Genomic DNA, 17,989 nt, shown 5'->3' on the forward strand with positions numbered 1-17,989 from the left:
TCTCGATGACTCACAGCGTCCTTATGCAGAATCCGTCAGCGTTGCCGGTGCAGCCGCATGCCCGCGGCGAGGCGCAACCCTATCCGGTCTCACGCAACGGCGGCCGTCCGCTCGAGATGGATTGGGTCGACGAGATTAGGATCAATCTGTCTGCCGCTGAACGGCGCGTGGCGAGCCTGCCGGGCCGGCGCACGGTCAAGAAAGACGCGCAGGCGGCGTGGCTCCTCAAGGCGGTCACCTGCATCGACCTGACGACCCTCAATGGCGACGACACCGCCGAACGCGTGAAGCGCCTTTGCGCCAAGGCCAGGGCTCCCGTGCGAAACGATATTCTCGAGGCGCTCGGCTTTGCCGGGCGAGGGCTGCACACCGGCGCGGTCTGTGTCTATCACCGCTTCGTCGCCACGGCGGCTGAAGCACTCGACGGATCGGACATTCCGGTCGCCGCGGTGTCGACCGGATTTCCCGCAGGCCTCGTGCCCCATGATCTGAAGCTCAAGGAGATCGAAGCTTCGGTTCGGGACGGCGCGCAGGAGATCGACATCGTCATCACCCGCGAGCACGTGCTGACCGGCGATTGGCGCGCGCTCTACGCCGAGGTGAAAGATTTTCGCGCCGCCTGCGGCACTGCGCATCTGAAGACCATTCTGGCGACCGGCGATCTCAAGACGTTGCGCAATGTCGCCAAGGCGTCGATGGTCTGCATGATGGCCGGCGCCGACTTCATCAAGACATCGACCGGCAAGGAAGGCGTGAACGCGACATTGCCCGTGACGCTCGCGATGCTGCGGATGATCCGGGTGTATCAGGAGCGCACCGGCTACAAGATCGGCTTCAAGCCGGCCGGTGGAATCTCGACGGCAAAGGACGTGCTCAACTATCAGTTCCTGATGAAGGAGGAATTAGGCCGCGACTGGCTGGAGCCGGATCTGTTCCGCATCGGCGCGTCGAGCCTGCTTGCCGACATCGAGCGCCAGCTCGAGCACCACGTCACCGGCCGCTACTCGGCCTTCAACCGCCACCCCGTGGGATGAGACTCCGGCGATGAGCGTCGCACAATACTACGAGACCATGGAGTATGGTCCCGCTCCCGAGGCGGACGGCGAGGCCCGTGCTTGGCTGAAGCAGCACGGCGCCGTGTTCGGGCATTTCATCGGCGGCAAGTTCGTCGTGCCGCATTCCGGCAAGCATCTCGCGACGATCGAGCCCGCCACCGGAAAGGCGCTGGCGAAGATCGCGCAGGGGTCGTCTGCGGATGTGGAGGCGGCCGTGAGCGCCGCGCGCACCGCGCAACCGCTGTGGGCAAAACTCGGTGGTCACGGCCGTGCGCGCCATCTCTACGCGCTGGCGCGGATGCTGCAGCGGCATGCCCGGTTGTTCGCGGTGCTGGAGGCGATCGACAACGGCAAGCCGATCCGGGAAACCCGCGATCTCGACGTGCCGCTCGCCGCGCGCCATTTCCAGTATCACGCCGGCTGGGCGCAGTTGCAGGAGCGCGAGTTCGCCGATCAGGTGCCGATCGGCGTGATCGGGCAGATCATCCCGTGGAATTTCCCGCTGCTGATGCTGGCGTGGAAGATCGCGCCTGCGCTGGCTGCAGGCAATACGGTGGTGCTGAAGCCAGCGGAGTTCACCTCGCTCACAGCTTTGCTCTTCGCCGAGCTCGCGGCGGAGGCGGGCCTGCCGCCGGGCGTGCTCAATGTGGTGACGGGCGATGGTGCGACCGGCGCGTTGCTGGTCGAGAACCCCGGCGTCGACAAGATCGCCTTTACGGGATCGACCGAGGTCGGGCGGCTGATCCGTCAGTCGACCGCAGGGACGGGCAAGTCGCTGACCCTCGAGCTCGGCGGCAAGTCACCCTTCATAGTCTTCGATGATGCCGACATTGACGGCGCCGTGGAAGGCGTGGTCGATGCCATCTGGTTCAACCAGGGTCAGGTCTGCTGCGCCGGTTCGCGTCTGCTGTTGCAGGAAGGCATCGCGGAGACGTTCCGCCGACGCCTCGTCCGCCGCATGGAAACGCTGCGCGTCGGCATGCCGCTCGACAAGGCGATCGACATGGGCGCCGTGGTGGCGCCGGTGCAGCTCGAGCGGATCAAAACGCTGGTCGAGACCGGGGTGAAGGAGGGCGCCGAGAAATACCAGGCGCCCGGCGAGATTCCGTCGGAGGGATGCTTCTACCCGCCGACCCTGCTCTGGAACGTGCATCCGTCCTCGACCGTGGCGGTCGAGGAAATCTTCGGGCCGGTGCTGGTGGCGATGACGTTCCGCACGCCGGATGAAGCCGTGATGCTCGCCAACAACACGCGCTACGGGCTTGCCGCCAGTGTGTGGAGCGAGACCATCGGCCTGGCGCTGGATATCGCGCCGAATCTCCTGGCCGGCGTGGTCTGGGTCAACGCGACCAACCTGTTCGACGCCAGCGTCGGCTTTGGCGGCTATCGCGAGTCCGGCTTCGGCCGCGAGGGCGGACGCGAGGGCATGTATGAGTATCTCAAGCCCAACGCATGGAGCGGACGCAAGGCGCGGGCCAAGGCATTGCCACCGCCGACCCAATCCGCCGACAAGGCCGGATTTGGTGTGCCGCCGATCGACCGGACAGCTAAACTATTCGTCGGCGGCAAGCAGGTCCGTCCCGACGGCAATTATTCGCGCGTGGTGCTGTCGCCAAAGGGCCGGCATCTGGGCGAGGCCGGCGCGGGCAATCGCAAGGACATCCGCAATGCGGTGGCCGCCGCGCGGTCTGCTGAAGCATGGGCGAGGGCGACGGCGCATAATCGCGCCCAGATCCTCTACTACCTTGCCGAGAATCTCTCGGCGCGCGGCGACGAATTCGCCCGGCGCATCGCCGAGATGACGGGTGTCTCGGGCGCAAGAGCGCGTGCGGAGGTCGATACGAGCATCGAACGGCTGTTCAGCTATGGGGCCTGGGCCGACAAGTTCGAAGGCAGCGTTCATGCGCCGCCGCTTCGCGGTGTTGCGCTCGCGATGCACGAGCCGATCGGCGTGGTCGGTGTTGCCTGTCCCGACGAGGCGCCGCTGCTCGGCTTTGTCAGCCTGATCGCCCCCTTGATTGCAATGGGCAATCGCGTGGTCGCTGTGCCGAGCGAGCAGCATCCGCTGGCCGCGACCGACTTCTACCAGGTGCTGGAGACGTCGGATGTGCCGGGCGGCGTCGTCAATATCGTCACCGGCAGCCGCGACGAACTGGTGAAGGTCCTTGCCGAGCACGACGATGTCGACGCACTCTGGGTGTTCGGTTCACAGGACGCCTCGGCGATCGCGGAGCGGCTGTCGATCGGCAATCTCAAGCGTACGCTCGTCGATTACGGGCTGATGCTCGATTGGTACGACAGGGCAGCGTCTGAAGGTCCGATCCTGCTTCGCCACGCCGTGCAGGTGAAGAACATCTGGATTCCTTACGGAGACTAGAGAGATTGTCTCGCAATGAGGCGAGACGCGATCCGGACCGTCAGAGTCCGGACGATTTCGAGGAAGGGAGGGAGGCAATATGCTCAAGAGCATCAATCCGCTGCTGAATGCCGACGTGCTCTATGCGTTGCGTGCCATGGGGCATGGAGATCGTCTGGTCGTCTGCGACACCAATTTTCCGGCCGACTCTATTGCGCGCCAAACCGTTCTTGGCCGGCTGCTGCGCATCGACAATGTCAGTGCCGCGAAGGCGGTCGAGGCCGTCCTCTCGGTGCTGCCGCTCGATACTTTCGTCGATGACGCGGCGATCCGGATGGAGATCGTCGGTCAGCCGCAGGAAGTGCCGCCGGTCCAGCGCGAGGTGCAGGGCGAGATCGATCGCGCCGAGGGCCGGTCCTGGCCGCTCGTCGGTGTCGAGCGCCACGCCTTCTATGAGAAGGCCAAGGGCGCCTATTGCGTGATCGCGACGGGTGAGCGCCGCTTCTACGGCTGCTTCCTGTTCAGCAAGGGCGTCATCGCACCGGACGGAGAGTGATGCCATGAGCAGGAACGGCGTCGCCATCCTCGGCGTCTTCGTCGTCGATCTCGCCTTCCGCGCCGGCAACATGCCCGCGATCGGCGAGACCATTGCCGGATCGGGATTTGCCATGGGCCCCGGCGGCAAGGGATCGAACCAGGCCGTTGCGGCGGCACGCGCGGGCGCCGGCGTGACTTTCATCTCGCGGATCGGCAGCGATGCCTTCGGCGACCTTGCGATCAAGACCTGGGAAGCCGAGGGGATCCGGCCGCGCGTGGCCAAGACGGCCGAGGCGCCGACCGGCGCGGCATTCATCTATGTCCACGAGACGCGCGGCGACAATGCGATCATCGTGGTGCCTGGAGCTGCCGGCGGCCTCAGTCCGGCCGATGTCGATGCGGCGGCCGATGCTATCCGGAGCAGCCAGGTGTTCGTGACTCAGCTCGAACAGCCCGAGGATGCGGCACGGCGCGGGCTCGAACTCGCGCATGCCGCGGGCAGCATCACGGTGTTCAACCCTGCGCCGGCGATCAAGTTCGACGCGAGCCTGTTTGCGCTCTGCGACTATGTCGTCCCCAACGAGACCGAGGCTGAGGCATTGACCGGCATCGCTGTCAGCGATCTTGCCGGCGCCCGCCGTGCGGGTGACGCTCTGCTGGCCAAGGGGGCCGGGACGGCGCTGATCACGCTCGGTGAGCGCGGCGCGCTGTTCCATGGACGCGATTGCTCGCTGCATGTGACGCCCTTTGCCGCCGGCAAGGTCGTCGAAACCACGGGCGCGGGCGACGCATTCGTCGGCGGCTTCGCGGCTGCGCTGGCGGATGGCGCGGATCCACTCGAGGCGGCGCGCTTCGGTTCGGCGACTGCCGGGATTTCGGTAACGCGAGCCGGGACGGCGCCCTCGATGCCGCGGCGCGCGGAGATCGAAGCTCTGTTGAGGGAGTGATCCTCTCCATGATGCGGAATGATCCGATCAAGCATGTCTTCATCTGGCCGGCGGTGCTCGTCGTGCTGGCGATCTCGATCTTTCCGCTGATCTATTCGCTCACCACGAGCTTCCTCAGCTATCGGCTGATTCCGCCGATCCCGCCGCGAGTGGTCTGGCTCGGCAACTATGCGATGTTGCTGCAGGAGCCGCGCTTCTGGAACGCGATCTTCACGACGACGCTGATCGCCTTCATCGCAGTCGGGCTGCAATACGCAATCGGTTTCAGTGTGGCGCTCGCGCTGAACGCGCGTGTCCCGGGCGAGCGGCTGTTTCGCGTCGCTTTGCTGCTGCCGATGCTGCTTGCGCCGGTTGCCGTCGCGCTTGTGGCGCGCATGATGTTCAACCCGACGATGGGGCCTCTCAACCAGTTCCTCAGCCTGTTCGGCCTGGTCAACCTGCCGTTCCTCACCAATGGACATTGGGCGCTCGCCTGTATCATCGCGGTCGAGGTCTGGCAGTGGACGCCGTTCGTGATCCTGATGATGCTGGCCGGCTTGCAGACGCTGCCGGAGGATGTCTACGAGGCGGCCGAGCTCGAGAACGCCAGCGCCTGGCAGCAGTTCTGGGGTATCACGTTCCCGATGCTGCTGCCGATCTCGGCGGCGGTCGTCTTCATCCGCCTGATCGAGAGCTACAAGATCATGGATACCGTCTTCGTGATGACGGGCGGCGGACCGGGCGTGGAAACCGAGACGCTGACGCTGTTCGCCTATCAGGAAGGCTTCAAGAAGTTCAATCTCGGCTACACGTCGGCGCTGAGCTTCCTCTTCCTGATCGCGATCACGATCATCGGCGTCACCTATCTGGCGTTGCTGCGGCCGCATCTGGAGAAACGCCGATGAGCGGGCAGGGTCTGACCGGACTGTCGTTGTGGAGCCGCCGCCTCGTCGCTGTCGGCGTTCTCGCCTGGTGCCTGGTCACAGTGTTTCCGCTCTATTGGGTGGTCGTGACGGCGTTCAAGACTCCGCCCGGTGTCGTCGGTGGTCCGACCTACCTGCCGTTCATCGACTTCACACCGACCTTGCAACCCTTCATCGATCTCTATCAGGGGATCCGCGGCGAGTTCTTCCGCACATTCCTGAACTCGACCATCGTCGGCCTGTCGGCGGCGGCCATCGCGACAACGATTGGTGCAATGGCGGCCTATGCGCTGGTGCGGTTCGAATTCAAGGTTCGGCTCGGCGCAGGCTTTGCCTTCTTCCTGCTCGCGCTCGGCGGCTATCTGGTCTTCAACAACACGCTCGGCTTCACCCGGCCGCAGGCGCTGCTGCTTGCGTTCCCGATCGCGCTTGTCGTCGCGATCGTGGCCAATCGCCTGCCTCTGCCCGGACCGATCCTCGGCAACGAAGACATCCTGTTCTGGTTCGTCAGCCAGCGCATGTTCCCGCCCATTGTCACGGCCTTTGCGCTCTACCTGCTCTATAGCGAGATCGGCCGGCTCGGATTCCAGCTGATCGACAGCTATGTCGGGCTGACGCTGTGCTACGTCGCATTCTCGCTGCCGATCGTGGTCTGGCTGATGCGGGACTTCTTCGAGGCGGTGCCGATCGAGGTGGAAGAGGCCGCGATGGTCGACAACGTGCCGAGCTGGCGCATCTTCTTCGGCATCGTGGTGCCGATGTCGATGAACGGGCTGCTGGCGACCTTCATGATCACGCTGGCCTTCGTCTGGAACGAGTTTCTGTTCGCGCTGTTCCTGACCAATTCGAGGTGGCAGACGCTTCCCATTCTGGTGGCGGGACAGAACAGCCAGCGCGGTGATGAATGGTGGGCGATTTCCGCCGCGGCGCTGGTCGCCATCGTTCCAATGATGATCATGGCGGGCCTGCTGAGCCGGATGATGCGGTCGGGCCTGCTGCTCGGAGCCATCAAGTAAGAAAACTCAGTTAGGGAGGACCATACGATGTTGCGACGAACATTTCTGATGCTTGCCACTACACTTGCGACGGCTTGCGTTGCCGGTCACGCCAACGCGGCCTGCAGCCCTGACTATACCGGCGTCACCCTGACGGTGGCGTCGCAAACCGGACCCTATATCGCGTCCGCGCTCAAGCTCGGCGCTGATGAATGGACCAAGAAGACCTGCGGCAAGGTCAATGTCGTCGAGTTTCCATGGTCGGAGCTGTATCCGAAGATCGCGACGTCGCTGACGGCATCCGATGCGACGTTCGATCTGGTCAGCTTCGCGCCGGCCTGGCTCCCCGACTTCGTTCCCTATCTCAGCGAGATGCCCAAGGAGATGCAGTCCGGCAAGGATTGGGACGATATCGAGCCAGCCTATCGCGAGCGCCTGATGGTGTGGGAAGGCAAGATCTACTCGCAGTCGATGGACGGCGACGTCCACACCTACACCTATCGCACCGACCTGTTCAGCGATCCCAAGGAGAAGGACGCCTTCAAGGCCAAGTACGGTTACGACCTGGCGCCGCCGAAGACCTGGAAACAGTATCTCGACATCGCCGAGTTTTTCCAGCGTCCGGACAAGGGGCTGTGGGGGACGGCGGAAGCATTCCGGCGCGGCGGCCAGCAGTTCTGGTTCTTCTTCAGTCACGCGGCGGCCTACACCAACAACCCGAATTATCCGGGCGCGATGTTCTTCGATCCGGAGACCATGGACGCGCAGATCAACAATCCGGGTTGGGTGAAGGGGCTGGAGGAATACATCCGGGCCTCGAAGCTCGGACCGCCGAACGCGCTGAATTTCTCGTTCGGCGAGGTGAACGCGGCCGTGGCCGGTGGCCAGGTGGCGGAGTCGATCGGATGGGGCGACACTGGCGTCATCGCCGCCGACCCCAAGCAGTCGAAGATCTCGGGCAAGGTCGGTTCGGCGATGCTGCCCGGCTCGGATGAGATTTGGAACGCCAAGACCAAGAAGTGGGACAAGTTCCCGAGCGTGTTGCCGGGGCCGTTCATGGCGTTCGGCGGCTGGCAGATCGCGGTGCCGAAGGCCGGCAAGAACCAGCAGGCAGCCTGGGACTTCGTCAAGACGCTGACCAGCCCGGAAGTCTCGGGCCAGGCGGCGATCACCGGCGGCAGCGGCGTCAATCCCTACCGCAAGTCGCATACCGCCAATCTGCAGCTGTGGAGCAAGATCTTCACGCCTGAAGAGGCCAAGGAATATCTCGGCGCGCAGTCCGACTCGATCAACGCCAAGAACGTCGCGCTCGACATGCGACTGCCCGGCTATTTCTCCTACACCGAGGTCGTGGAGATCGAACTCGGCAAGGCACTCGCCGGCCAAACCACGCCGCAGGCGGCGCTCGACGCGATGGCAAAGGAGTGGAATCGTCTGACCGACGAGTTCGGCCGCGCCAAGCAACTCGCCGCCTATCGGGCAGCGATGGGCCTGCCGCCCAAGAACTAGCAGAAGAACTGGCATATGATCGAAGCCTTCCGGATGGCGCGTGAGTGTCATCCGGGCGGCTGCAACGGCCGTCGGCGAGAGGCGGAAAAAGGACTCCATGGCGCACGTCGAGATCGAGAACGTCAGCAAGGCATACGGGCCCTACAAGATCATCGAGGGGCTCGATCTCAACGTGGCCGACGAGGAGTTCGTCGTGCTTGTCGGCCCATCCGGCTGCGGCAAGACAACGACATTACGGATGATCGCGGGGTTGGAGACGGTGACCAGCGGGACGATCCGGATCGGCAATCGCGACGTGACGCAGTTGCGCCCCGGCCTGCGCAATTGCGCGATGGTGTTCCAGAACTACGCGCTCTATCCGCATATGACGGTTGGCGAGAACATCGGTTACGGCATGAAGGTGCGGGGTGAATCTCGCGCCAGCGTCGAGAAGGCCGTCAAGGACGTGGCGCGCGTGCTCGACCTCGAGCAGTATCTCGACCGGCGTCCGAAGCAGCTCTCCGGCGGCCAGCGCCAGCGCGTCGCGATCGGCCGCGCCATCGTGCGCAGCCCTGATGTCTTCCTATTCGACGAGCCGCTGTCCAACCTCGATGCCAAGCTCCGGATCGAGATGCGCACCGAGATCAAGGCGTTGCATCGTCGCCTCGCCAAGACCATCGTCTATGTGACGCACGACCAGGTCGAGGCCATGACCATGGCCGATCGCGTCGTGGTGATGAACCGCGGCCGGATCGAGCAGGCCGCCGATCCGATCACGATCTACGAGAAGCCGCGAAATCTCTTTGTCGCAGGTTTCATCGGCGCACCCAGCATGAACTTCATCCATGGCGAGATCGTCGCCCGCGACGGCGCGCTGGTCTTCACCGAGCCGTCGGGGACGGCGTTGACATTGCCGAAATCGCGCGAGGCGGCCTATGGCCGCAGCGTCGGCAAGCCCGTGGTGTTGGGCGTGCGGCCCGACCATGTGGTTCACCAGGCGGCGCCGGCGGGCAGCTCCGTCCGCATGATCGTGAAGGATGTCGAGCCGCTGGGGCCGCATACGCTGGTGATCGGCAATGTCGGTGCCTTTCCGTTCACGGCGCAAATGCAGGTCGGTGTGGCCGCGGAGCCGGACCGGCCCTTTGACGTGGGGCTCGATCTCGACCGCACGCATCTTTTCGACCGCGCGTCAGGGCAGGCGATCGGCGCGGCCTGATTGCCCGTGTGGCAGCCGTCGGCCTATCGGCGCGACGCGCTCATGAACAGCGGGCGGAAGATGTCGAGGAAGCCGGTCGCGGCCGGCGTCAACGCGCGATTCTTCAGCCGCAGGATCCCGATCCGGCGCACCAGCGTCGGCGAGACCAGCCGCTTGACGACGACGCCGCGCGGGGCGCGGGGCGGCAGCGCCGATGCCGGAACGATCGAGATGCCGACATTGGCCGCGACGAAATCGAACAGGGTGCCGAACTGTTCGACGACGGTACTGTGCTTGAGCACGATGCCGTTGGCGGTCGCGACGCTGTCGATCTGCTTTCGCAGGCCGGACCCGGTCGGAAGCGAAACGAAAACTTCGTTGCGAAGCTCGCGAAGACCGAGCGTGGCCTTGCCGCAAAGCGGATGCCGCGACGGCAGGATGGCGAAGCAGGACTCCTGCACCGTATCGTCGGCGACCACCTCCTGGCCGAGCCCGGTGACGTTGCCGACGGCGAAATCGGCGAGTCCACTCCGGACGTCCTCATAGACCTCGCTGCCGAGCCCTTCGCGCAGGTAGATTTCGACCCCGGGATGCGCCTTCCTGTATTTCAGCACGGCCTCCGGCACCACATGATGGGTGAGCGATAGCAGGCAGGAGATGATCAATCGTCCCTTGATCTGTCCGCCGAGCGCGCGCGCGTTGTCGACCTGGGTGCCAAGATCGTCGAGCAGGCGTTGGGTCGACGCCGTGAATTCGCGGCCGGGTGCCGTCAGAATCACGTTGCGCGTCGATCGCAGGAACAGCGAGACGCCGAGCTGTCTCTCGAGTTGAAGCACCAGCCGGCTGACCGCGGACTGCGTCATGCCGAGGTCGGCCGCGGCCGCCGTGAAGCTTCCATACACCGCAACTGAATTGGCGGCGCGAAGATGTTTGAGGCTGACCTCGAACTGCCGTGGGCGACGCATGATCCATTCCATTTCTGCATCAATAATCCGGATCGGAAAATATTTGACCTCAATGCAGCCGACGTCAACGATGAAGAGGACAAAAACGAGTAAGGGAACGCCGGATGACAGAGAGCCAGACGACGAAGCAGGGCGCGCTGCAAGGCATCCGGGTGCTCGATCTCACACGCTTTTATTCCGGTCCGTTCGCGACCCTGATGCTGGCGGGCTTCGGTGCGGAGGTCATTCGTATCGACGGACCCGAGCAGGGGGATCCCACCATGACGGGCCCGCCGTTCCTCGGAAAGGACGGCGTCTCGCTGGACCGTCGTCATGACAGCGATCTCGGTCTCGCTTATCTCAAGCGTTGCCGCGACAAGAAGTCGATCACGTTGAACATGCGCACGCCCGAGGGCATGGAGCTCTTCCATGCGCTACTGCGCAAGTCGGACATCCTGGTTGAGAATCTGCGTCCCGGCGCGGCGGAGCGGCTCGGAATCGACTACGAGACAAACCGGCAGGTCAACCCCGCGATCATTCACTGTGCGCTCACCGGCTATGGCTCGACCGGCGCCGATCGGCGCCTCAAGGCCTACGACCTGATGATCCAGGCCGCGGCCGGCCTGATGTCCATCACCGGCGCTCCGGGCGGGGGCCCGAGCAAGGCGGGCACCGCACTTGCGGACGGGATCACGGGAGCCTTTGCCGTCTCCGGCATCCTCGCCGCGCTGACCGAGCAGCGCATATCCGGGCAGGGCCAGTTCGTCGACGTCTCGATGGCCGACTGCATGCTGTCACTGGTGCTCGACGAACCGCTGGATTGCTACGGACAGATCGGAATGGCGCCGCGCCAGGGCAATCGCATCATGCGGTTTTCGCCGTTCAACACCTATTCGACGCGCGACGGCGCGATCGCGCTCGGTGCCGCCACGAACGAGGACTGGCTGGCACTTCTGCGAGTGATGGACCGGCTGGATTTGGTGCAAGACGAGAAGTTCATGAACACCGGTTGGCGCGTCGGCAACAATGCCACCATCGACGCCATCGTCACCGAATGGACGTCGCTTCGGACCACGGCCGAGGCGATCGACGCGCTCAATCGTGGCGACGTGGCCGCCAGCCCCATTCGTGACATCGACGACATCCTCGCCTGGGAGCATCTGGGCGCGCGAGACATGCTGCAGGCGGTCGACCACCCGACGGAGACGTTGGATCAGCGGGTCGTCGGTGCAGGCTTCCCGATCAAGATGGGGCGTACGCACAAGGGATACACGGCCCCGGCGCCGACGCTCGGCCAGAACAACGAGGAGATCTATGGCGGTCTGCTCGGCCTGTCGGGACGGAGGCTCGACGATCTCAAGGCTCGGCAGATCATCTGAAGCAACCAAGGGCGGCACATGCATGCCGTCCCCAAACGGGGAAACGTCGAGGACGATCATGAGAAGGAAACGAGACGTCATATTTGCAACGGCCGTGTCGCTGATCGGAGGTGCGATTGCGCTGCCGGCCCATGCCGAGGATACGCCACCGCCGGTCAAGATCGGGGTGCTCACCGACATGTCGGGCATGTACCGGGACATCATGGGGCCGGGATCGGTGCTTGCGGCGAAGATGGCGGTTGAGGATTTCGGCGGCAAGGTGCTTGGGCGCCCGATCGAGGTCGTCTCCGGCGATCACCAGGCGAAGCCCGACGTCGGAGCAGCGATTGCCCGCAACTGGTTCGACAATGGGGGCGCCGACGTGATCGTCGACGTGGCGCAATCCGCGGTGGCGCTCGCCGTCCAGGAATTGGCGCGGGCGCGCAACAAGATCGTGATTCACGGTGTCACCGGCAGCCCCGCGATCACCCAGCAGGCCTGCGCACCCACCGCATTCTCGTGGTCGCTGAATGCCTATGCGATCTCGGCGCCGTTGCCGAAGCCGCTGATCGAGCGCGGGCTCGACACCTTCTTCTTCCTCTCGGCCGACTATTCCTTTGGCAAGGCGATGGAGGACGCTGCCGCGGGCGCGATCAAGGCGGCTGGCGGAAAGGTGCTGGGCTCGGTGCGCTTCCCGCAGAACAATCCCGACTTCAGCTCGTTCCTGCTGCAGGCGGTGTCGTCGAAGGCCAAGGTGATCTGGCTGATTTCGGCTGCTGAGGACACGACCAACGCTCTGAAGCAGGCGAAGGAATTCGGCATCGCCGAAGGCGGCCAGCTCATCGTCGTGCCGCTGACCTACATCACCAACGTGCACGCGCTGGGAATTGCCAACGTACAGGGGCTGACCTTCGCGACGCCGTTCTATTGGGATCGCACGGCCGAAACCCGCGCCTGGTCGGAACGCTTCTTCAAGCAGCACCAGGCGATGCCGACTATGGACCAGGCCGCGGTCTATTCAGGCACGCTGCACTACCTCAAGGCCGTGGCTGCCGCCAACAGCCTGGACGGGCTGAAGGTCGCCGACGAGATCAGGAAGCTGCCGGTCAACGATATGTATGTGCAGAACGGCGCCGTGCGCGCTGACGGATGGCTGATGCATCCGTTCTACATGGCCAGCATCAAGGCCCCGGGCGGGGTCAAGAAGCCCTGGGACTACTACACCATCGAGAAGGTCATACCGGCGTCCGAAGCAGCACAACCGCTCTCGGAAAGCCAGTGCCCGCTCGTCGCTCAGTCACAGTGAGATCGAAAGGAGAGACAATGTCTCGCGAAATTCTCAAGATGTACTCCGACTACAAGAGCCCTTACGCTTGGCTTGCGTTCGACCCGGTGTTCGAGCTGGAGAACCGGTACAACATCAAGGTGCAATGGCGCCCCTTCCAGCTCCGGATCAAGGGCTCCGGCCAGCGTAGCGTCTATTCGGAATACAAGGTCAAGTATTCCTACATGGATGCGCGGCGCAGCGCAAACGAACGCGGCGACAAGAAGATCATCCGCGGTCCCTTGAAGATCTTCGACACCGCACCGGCGCTGATCGGCGGCCTGTTTGCGGAGAAGCAGGGACGTCTGATCGAATACAGCCGTCTGGTCTACGAGCTGTTCTTCCGCCGCGAACTCGCGGTCGACGAGGTCGACGCGGTCGAGCGCTTCATCGAGTCGCTCGGCATGTCCGGCTCCGAGTATCTCGCCTATCTCGAAGGCGATGGCCGGCGCGAGTATGAAGAGGCGCAGCAGGAAAGCCAGCAGGATCATATCTTCGGTGTTCCAATCTGCGTCTTCCGCGGCGAGCAGTTCTGGGGCAACGACAGGGTGCCGATGCTCGAGCGGCGGCTTCAGGAGGTCGGCCTTTCGCTTGCTTGCGAAAAGCAGCCGGCCTGAGCGGCGCGGAGATCCCGATGATCGATCTTCATTTCGCGCCGACGCCGAATGGCTGGAAGGTCTCGATCATGCTCGAGGAGTGCGAGCTGCCGTACACGGTCGTGCCGGTCAACATCACCCGTGGTGACCAGTTCAAGCCGGAATTCGGGAGCCTCAATCTCAACCGGCGGATTCCCGTCATTGTCGACAGGGATCCGCCGGAGGGAGGAGATCCTCTCGCGATCGCCGAATCCGGAGCGATTCTGCTCTACCTCGCGGAGAAGACCTTGCGCTTCGTTCCGTGCGATCTGCGCGGGCGCCATTGCATGCTGCAATGGCTGATGTGGCAGATGAGCGCGCTTGGACCGATGCTCGGCCAGAACGGGCACTTCTCGCTCTATGCCCCAACCAGGATCCCGTACGCGATCGAACGCTACCGCAGCGAGGCGCGCCGGCTCTATGGCGTGCTCGACGATCGGCTGGGCGAAACCGGCAGCTACGTCGCAGGCGATGACTACTCGATCGCCGACATCGCCTGCTTTCCCTGGGTGATGACCCACAAGGCGCAGGGTTTCACGCTGGACGAGTTCGTGCACGTCAGGCGCTGGTATGCGGAGCTGCGAGCACGGCCGCTGCTGCAGAAAGGCCTCGAGGTCGGCCGGCGCGCGGTTCGCAAGACGCTCGACGACCGGGCGCGGGAACATTTGTTTGGAACGAGGCCGGTGGCAGCGGACCGGCCCGTCGAAGCGTCAGAAACGCAACGATTGGACAATTGAGATGACACTGCCTCCGAAGATGCTCACCGGCTATCGCGTCCTCGATATCACCCAGTTCGTCGCAGGGCCGACCTGCACGCGCCTTCTGGCAGAGGCCGGCGCCGACGTCATCAAGATCGAGCTGGCGCCATTCGGCGATCGATCGCGGTTCCAGGGTCTCAAGCCGCGCGATCCCGCCTACAAGAACACATCGCAGAGCACCTATTTCTTCCAGCAGAACCACTCGAAGCGAAGCCTGGCGCTCGATTTCAAGAGCGAGAAGAGCCGCCAGATCCTGACCCGGCTGGCAGCCAAGACCGACGTCCTGGTCGAGAATTTTACGCCCGGCGTGATGGAGCGCGCCGGTCTCGGTTACGAAGCGCTGAAGAAAATCAATCCGCGGTTGATCATGTGCTCGATCTCCTTCGCGGGTCAGACAGGGCCGTTGAGCGACAAGCCCGGCTTCGACTACATCGCGCAGGCGTTCTCCGGAATCACCGGAGTCATCGGCGATCCCGAGGGCAAGCCGGCGCAGGTCCCGGTCGCGATCGGAGACGTATCGACCGGTGTCGCCGCGGCGATGTCGGTGGGCTTTGCGCTCCTGCACCGCGAACGTACGGGGGAGGGACAATTCATCGAAGCCACCTTGCTCGATACCTATTTTCACATGCATGAGGCGAACGTGCCGAAGGTCGCCTTGCGAGGGGATTCCTTTGTACCCCAGCGGGAAGGGTCCTTGCACCCGAACGGCGGGCCTGTCGGCGTGTTCGATTGCGGGCGCGGAGAGTTTCTCGTGATCTGCGCGCTGGCGCATCAATGGCCGCAGATGGTTCGTGCGCTGGGGCGGCCGGAACTCGAGAAGGATCCGCGATTCGAGTCTGCCCGCGCCCGCGCAGACAACAGGGTGATGGTGGGCGAGATCGTCGAGACCTGGCTCAAGACCTTTCCATCCCGCGAGGCGGCCGTTGCCGCACTCGAGAAGGAACGGATTCCGTGCGCGCCGGTGCTGACCTTGAATGATGCGATGGCCCAGCCGCATCTGGTCGAGCGCGGCACGGTTCGCTATGTGAACGACCCGCAGATCGGCAGGTTCGCCATCCCGGGCGGACCGACGCGCTTCTCGGACTGGGAGCCATGCCCTGACCTCAAGGCCGATCTTCTCGGCGAACACAATGAGGAGATCTTGGGCGAGCTTGGGCTAACCGGCCAGGAGATCGATCAGCTCTATGCCGAGAACATCCTGGTGCAGGATCGCGACTTGCGCGCGGAAAGGCAACAGCGCCGCATCGCCTGATCGCGAGCGAGGGTGCCATGGATGACCAGCGAGGGCGGTGCGACAACTTAGCCGGAGTTTCGGGCGCGGGAAGTCATCCGCAGTCGTTGCGTGGTTACGGCAACATCCTGTTGCGGCCGCAACGCAAGCAGCCGCTATGGGACGATCTGAGCCAGACCCGCGATTGGGCCGACTTTGCGTCGATCATGGCGGTGGCGAGCCAGATATTATGACGCGCCGCCCGCGGTCCGGTCGACCGCTGGCACAACCTGCTCGGCATCGACAACTGCGACCACGGCATTGCGCTCGACCGTATCGCCAGCCTTGACGTGAATTGCGCTCACGATGCCGTCGACCTTGCTGGCGGGGCGAAATTCCATCTTCATGGATTCCATTACGACCACCGCATCGCCCGCCTTCACGGGATCGCCGACGGCAACATTGACGTTCAGAACCACGCCGGTCATCGGCGCTCGCAACTCGCCGCTGACCTCGGCTGTCGCGCTGATGTAGCCGAGATAGGGCATCGCCGTCATCGCGTGGTGCTTCGGTCGGTCCTGAACGAAGATCGTCTGGTCCTGCTGCTGGATGCGAACGGTCCGGTGCTGCGATCCGGTCACAGCCGAGAACACGTGGTCTCCGAGGCTGGTCAGCCTGACGCGGATGCGTGCGTCATCGATGCCAATCAGCATTGAGCCGTCGGGAGCAAGCGGAGCAAAGCGAATCTCCGCTTTCGCGCTCCCGCTCTCGAGGTGCAGGATCGGAATTGGCGACAGCCCGTCGTCGCCCGATCTCATCTGCCATCCGGTGAGCTGCCGCATCTGCCAGGGATCGGTCGAAGCAGTCGGGCGGCTCTGCAGCAGCCAGAAGCAGGCCGCCATCGCCAGCGCTTCGACGTCGAGCGCCCGGTTCTTTGCCGTGAGAAACTCAATATCGTCGTCGATCAGGCGGGTATGGAATGTGGCCGTCCGCGTCGAGGGCAGGGCAATCAGGCGCCTGAGAAAGTCCCGGTTCGTCGTTAGGCCAAGGACCGATGTGTCGTCCAATGCCGTTGCCAGCCGGTCAAGCGCTGCGTCGCGCGTGTCCGCATGGGAAATCAGCTTGGCCAGCATCGAATCGTAGTGCGGCGTAACCACCGAGCCGGTCTCGATTCCGGTCTCGACGCGGATGTTGCCGTCCGGAAACTGGACATGGGCGAGCTCGCCGGTCGCCGGCAAGAAGCCATTGTCAGGATCCTCGGCGCAGAGGCGCGCTTCGACTGCGTGGCCGCGGAGACGGACCTGATCCTGCGTGAAGGGCAGCCCTTCGCCAGCCGCGATCCGGAGCATGAGCTCGACGATGTCGACGCCGGTCACCATTTCCGTGACGGGATGCTCCACCTGCAAGCGTGGATTGACTTCGAGGAAATAGTAGCTGTCGCCGCTGACAATGAACTCGACGGTACCGACGCCGCGATATTTCAGGCGTTGGCCTAGGCGGACCGCGTCGGCCAAGATGCCTTTGCGGATCGGATCGGGGAGGTTGGCGGCCGGCGCTTCCTCGATCAGTTTCTGATGGCGGCGCTGCAGTGAGCACTCGCGCTCGAACACGTGGACCACACGGCCCTTGCCGTCGCCAGCGATCTGCACCTCGATGTGCCGGCCGCGCTGGACCAGCTTCTCGACAATGAGGCCGGCATGGCCAAAGGCATTCTTGGCCTCGCGCATGGCGGACTCGATCTCCTCGTCGAGCCGGTCCAGCGACGTGATCGCGCGCATACCCTTGCCGCCGCCGCCGGCCGCAGCCTTGAGCATGACGGGAAGACCGAGTTCTCTGACGATCCGCGCGATCTCGCTCGGATCTTCGCTTAGCGCTGTGCTGCCCGGGACGGTCGGCACATCAGCGGCTGACGCTTCGGCCTTGGCGGAGGCCTTGTCGCCGAGCCGTTCGATCGTCTCCGGTGTGGGGCCGATGAAGATCAAACCGGCGGCCTCCACCGCGCGGGCGAAAGCGGCGTTTTCCGCGAGGAAGCCAAAACCTGGGTGTATGGCCTCCGCGCCGGTGGCTCGGGCCGCGGCGATGACAGCTTCAATGTTGAGATAGCTTTCGGCCGCCGGCGCGTCGCCGATCTCCACGGACTCGCCGATCAGCTTGACAGCGAGAGAACCGGCGTCCGCGGAAGAATGGACACCGGCAACGGCGATGCCGAGCCGCCTGCAGGTGCGGGCGATCCGGCATGCGATCTCACCGCGATTGGCGATCAGGATCTTCTTGAACACAGGGCC

The 17,989-nt window shown here is 64.1% G+C and carries 16 protein-coding genes; 14 read left to right on the forward strand and 2 right to left on the reverse strand.

Going from position 1 to position 17,989, the window contains the following annotated elements; all coding sequences use genetic code 11:
* The first annotated feature begins 116 nt into the window (after positions 1–116).
* From deoC to AS156_RS10410, 8 genes are all read left to right on the forward strand, one after another.
* Complete coding sequence (gene deoC / locus AS156_RS10375; protein ID WP_245312688.1) at positions 117–1,034, forward strand: deoxyribose-phosphate aldolase; 918 nt, start codon at positions 117–119, stop codon at positions 1,032–1,034.
* A 10-nt stretch (positions 1,035–1,044) separates the two neighbouring features.
* Positions 1,045–3,432, forward strand: coding sequence for an aldehyde dehydrogenase family protein (locus AS156_RS10380; RefSeq protein ID WP_066503426.1), 2,388 nt, complete (start codon positions 1,045–1,047; stop codon positions 3,430–3,432).
* 79 nt (positions 3,433–3,511) lie between these two features.
* Positions 3,512–3,967, forward strand: coding sequence for an RbsD/FucU family protein (locus tag AS156_RS10385; protein ID WP_066503428.1), 456 nt, complete (start codon positions 3,512–3,514; stop codon positions 3,965–3,967).
* 4 nt (positions 3,968–3,971) lie between these two features.
* Positions 3,972–4,895, forward strand: a complete 924-nt coding sequence (gene rbsK, locus AS156_RS10390; protein ID WP_066503430.1) for a ribokinase — start codon at positions 3,972–3,974, stop codon at positions 4,893–4,895.
* 8 nt (positions 4,896–4,903) lie between these two features.
* Complete coding sequence (locus AS156_RS10395) at positions 4,904–5,779, forward strand: carbohydrate ABC transporter permease (RefSeq protein ID WP_066503518.1); 876 nt, start codon at positions 4,904–4,906, stop codon at positions 5,777–5,779.
* Positions 5,776–6,813: a carbohydrate ABC transporter permease gene (locus AS156_RS10400; RefSeq protein WP_136626123.1), complete on the forward strand. Its 1,038-nt coding sequence runs from the start codon at positions 5,776–5,778 to the stop codon at positions 6,811–6,813. Before AS156_RS10395 ends, AS156_RS10400 begins: the two co-directional genes overlap by 4 nt.
* Positions 6,814–6,840: 27 nt before the next feature.
* A complete protein-coding gene (locus AS156_RS10405) occupies positions 6,841–8,301 on the forward strand; it encodes an extracellular solute-binding protein (RefSeq protein WP_066503434.1) in 1,461 nt (486 codons plus the stop codon).
* A 97-nt stretch (positions 8,302–8,398) separates the two neighbouring features.
* A complete protein-coding gene (locus tag AS156_RS10410) occupies positions 8,399–9,496 on the forward strand; it encodes an ABC transporter ATP-binding protein (protein WP_066503521.1) in 1,098 nt (365 codons plus the stop codon).
* A gap of 23 nt (positions 9,497–9,519) precedes the next feature.
* On the opposite strand, the gene AS156_RS10415 is transcribed toward AS156_RS10410, so the two are convergent.
* On the reverse strand, positions 9,520–10,440 hold the full coding sequence (locus AS156_RS10415; protein ID WP_160331072.1) for a LysR family transcriptional regulator: 921 nt from the start codon (positions 10,438–10,440) through the stop codon (positions 9,520–9,522).
* 104 nt (positions 10,441–10,544) lie between these two features.
* Between AS156_RS10415 and AS156_RS10420 the strand changes: the two genes are divergently transcribed.
* From AS156_RS10420 to AS156_RS10445, 6 genes are read left to right on the forward strand one after another with little or no spacing between them, the layout of a single operon-like run.
* A complete protein-coding gene (locus tag AS156_RS10420) occupies positions 10,545–11,798 on the forward strand; it encodes a CaiB/BaiF CoA transferase family protein (RefSeq protein WP_066503440.1) in 1,254 nt (417 codons plus the stop codon).
* A 58-nt stretch (positions 11,799–11,856) separates the two neighbouring features.
* A complete protein-coding gene (locus AS156_RS10425; RefSeq protein WP_066503442.1) occupies positions 11,857–13,083 on the forward strand; it encodes an ABC transporter substrate-binding protein in 1,227 nt (408 codons plus the stop codon).
* Positions 13,084–13,100: 17 nt separating this feature from the next.
* Entirely contained in the window at positions 13,101–13,718 is a 618-nt protein-coding gene (locus AS156_RS10430) for a DsbA family protein (protein WP_082747414.1), read from the forward strand.
* 17 nt (positions 13,719–13,735) lie between these two features.
* Positions 13,736–14,473 (forward strand): glutathione S-transferase C-terminal domain-containing protein, encoded by a 738-nt coding sequence (locus AS156_RS10435; RefSeq protein WP_066503444.1) that lies wholly within the window; start codon positions 13,736–13,738, stop codon positions 14,471–14,473.
* Between the two features lies 1 nt (position 14,474).
* Positions 14,475–15,746 (forward strand): CaiB/BaiF CoA transferase family protein, encoded by a 1,272-nt coding sequence (locus AS156_RS10440; RefSeq protein WP_066503446.1) that lies wholly within the window; start codon positions 14,475–14,477, stop codon positions 15,744–15,746.
* A 17-nt stretch (positions 15,747–15,763) separates the two neighbouring features.
* A complete protein-coding gene (locus AS156_RS10445) occupies positions 15,764–15,958 on the forward strand; it encodes a hypothetical protein (RefSeq protein ID WP_066503448.1) in 195 nt (64 codons plus the stop codon).
* Here AS156_RS10445 and AS156_RS10450 read toward each other — a convergent pair.
* Positions 15,953–17,983: an acetyl/propionyl/methylcrotonyl-CoA carboxylase subunit alpha gene (locus AS156_RS10450; protein WP_201456024.1), complete on the reverse strand. Its 2,031-nt coding sequence runs from the start codon at positions 17,981–17,983 to the stop codon at positions 15,953–15,955. The genes AS156_RS10445 and AS156_RS10450 overlap by 6 nt on opposite strands.
* Between the last annotated feature and the right edge of the window lie 6 nt (positions 17,984–17,989).

The organism is Bradyrhizobium macuxiense, assembly GCF_001542415.1.
GTDB lineage: Bacteria > Pseudomonadota > Alphaproteobacteria > Rhizobiales > Xanthobacteraceae > Bradyrhizobium > Bradyrhizobium macuxiense.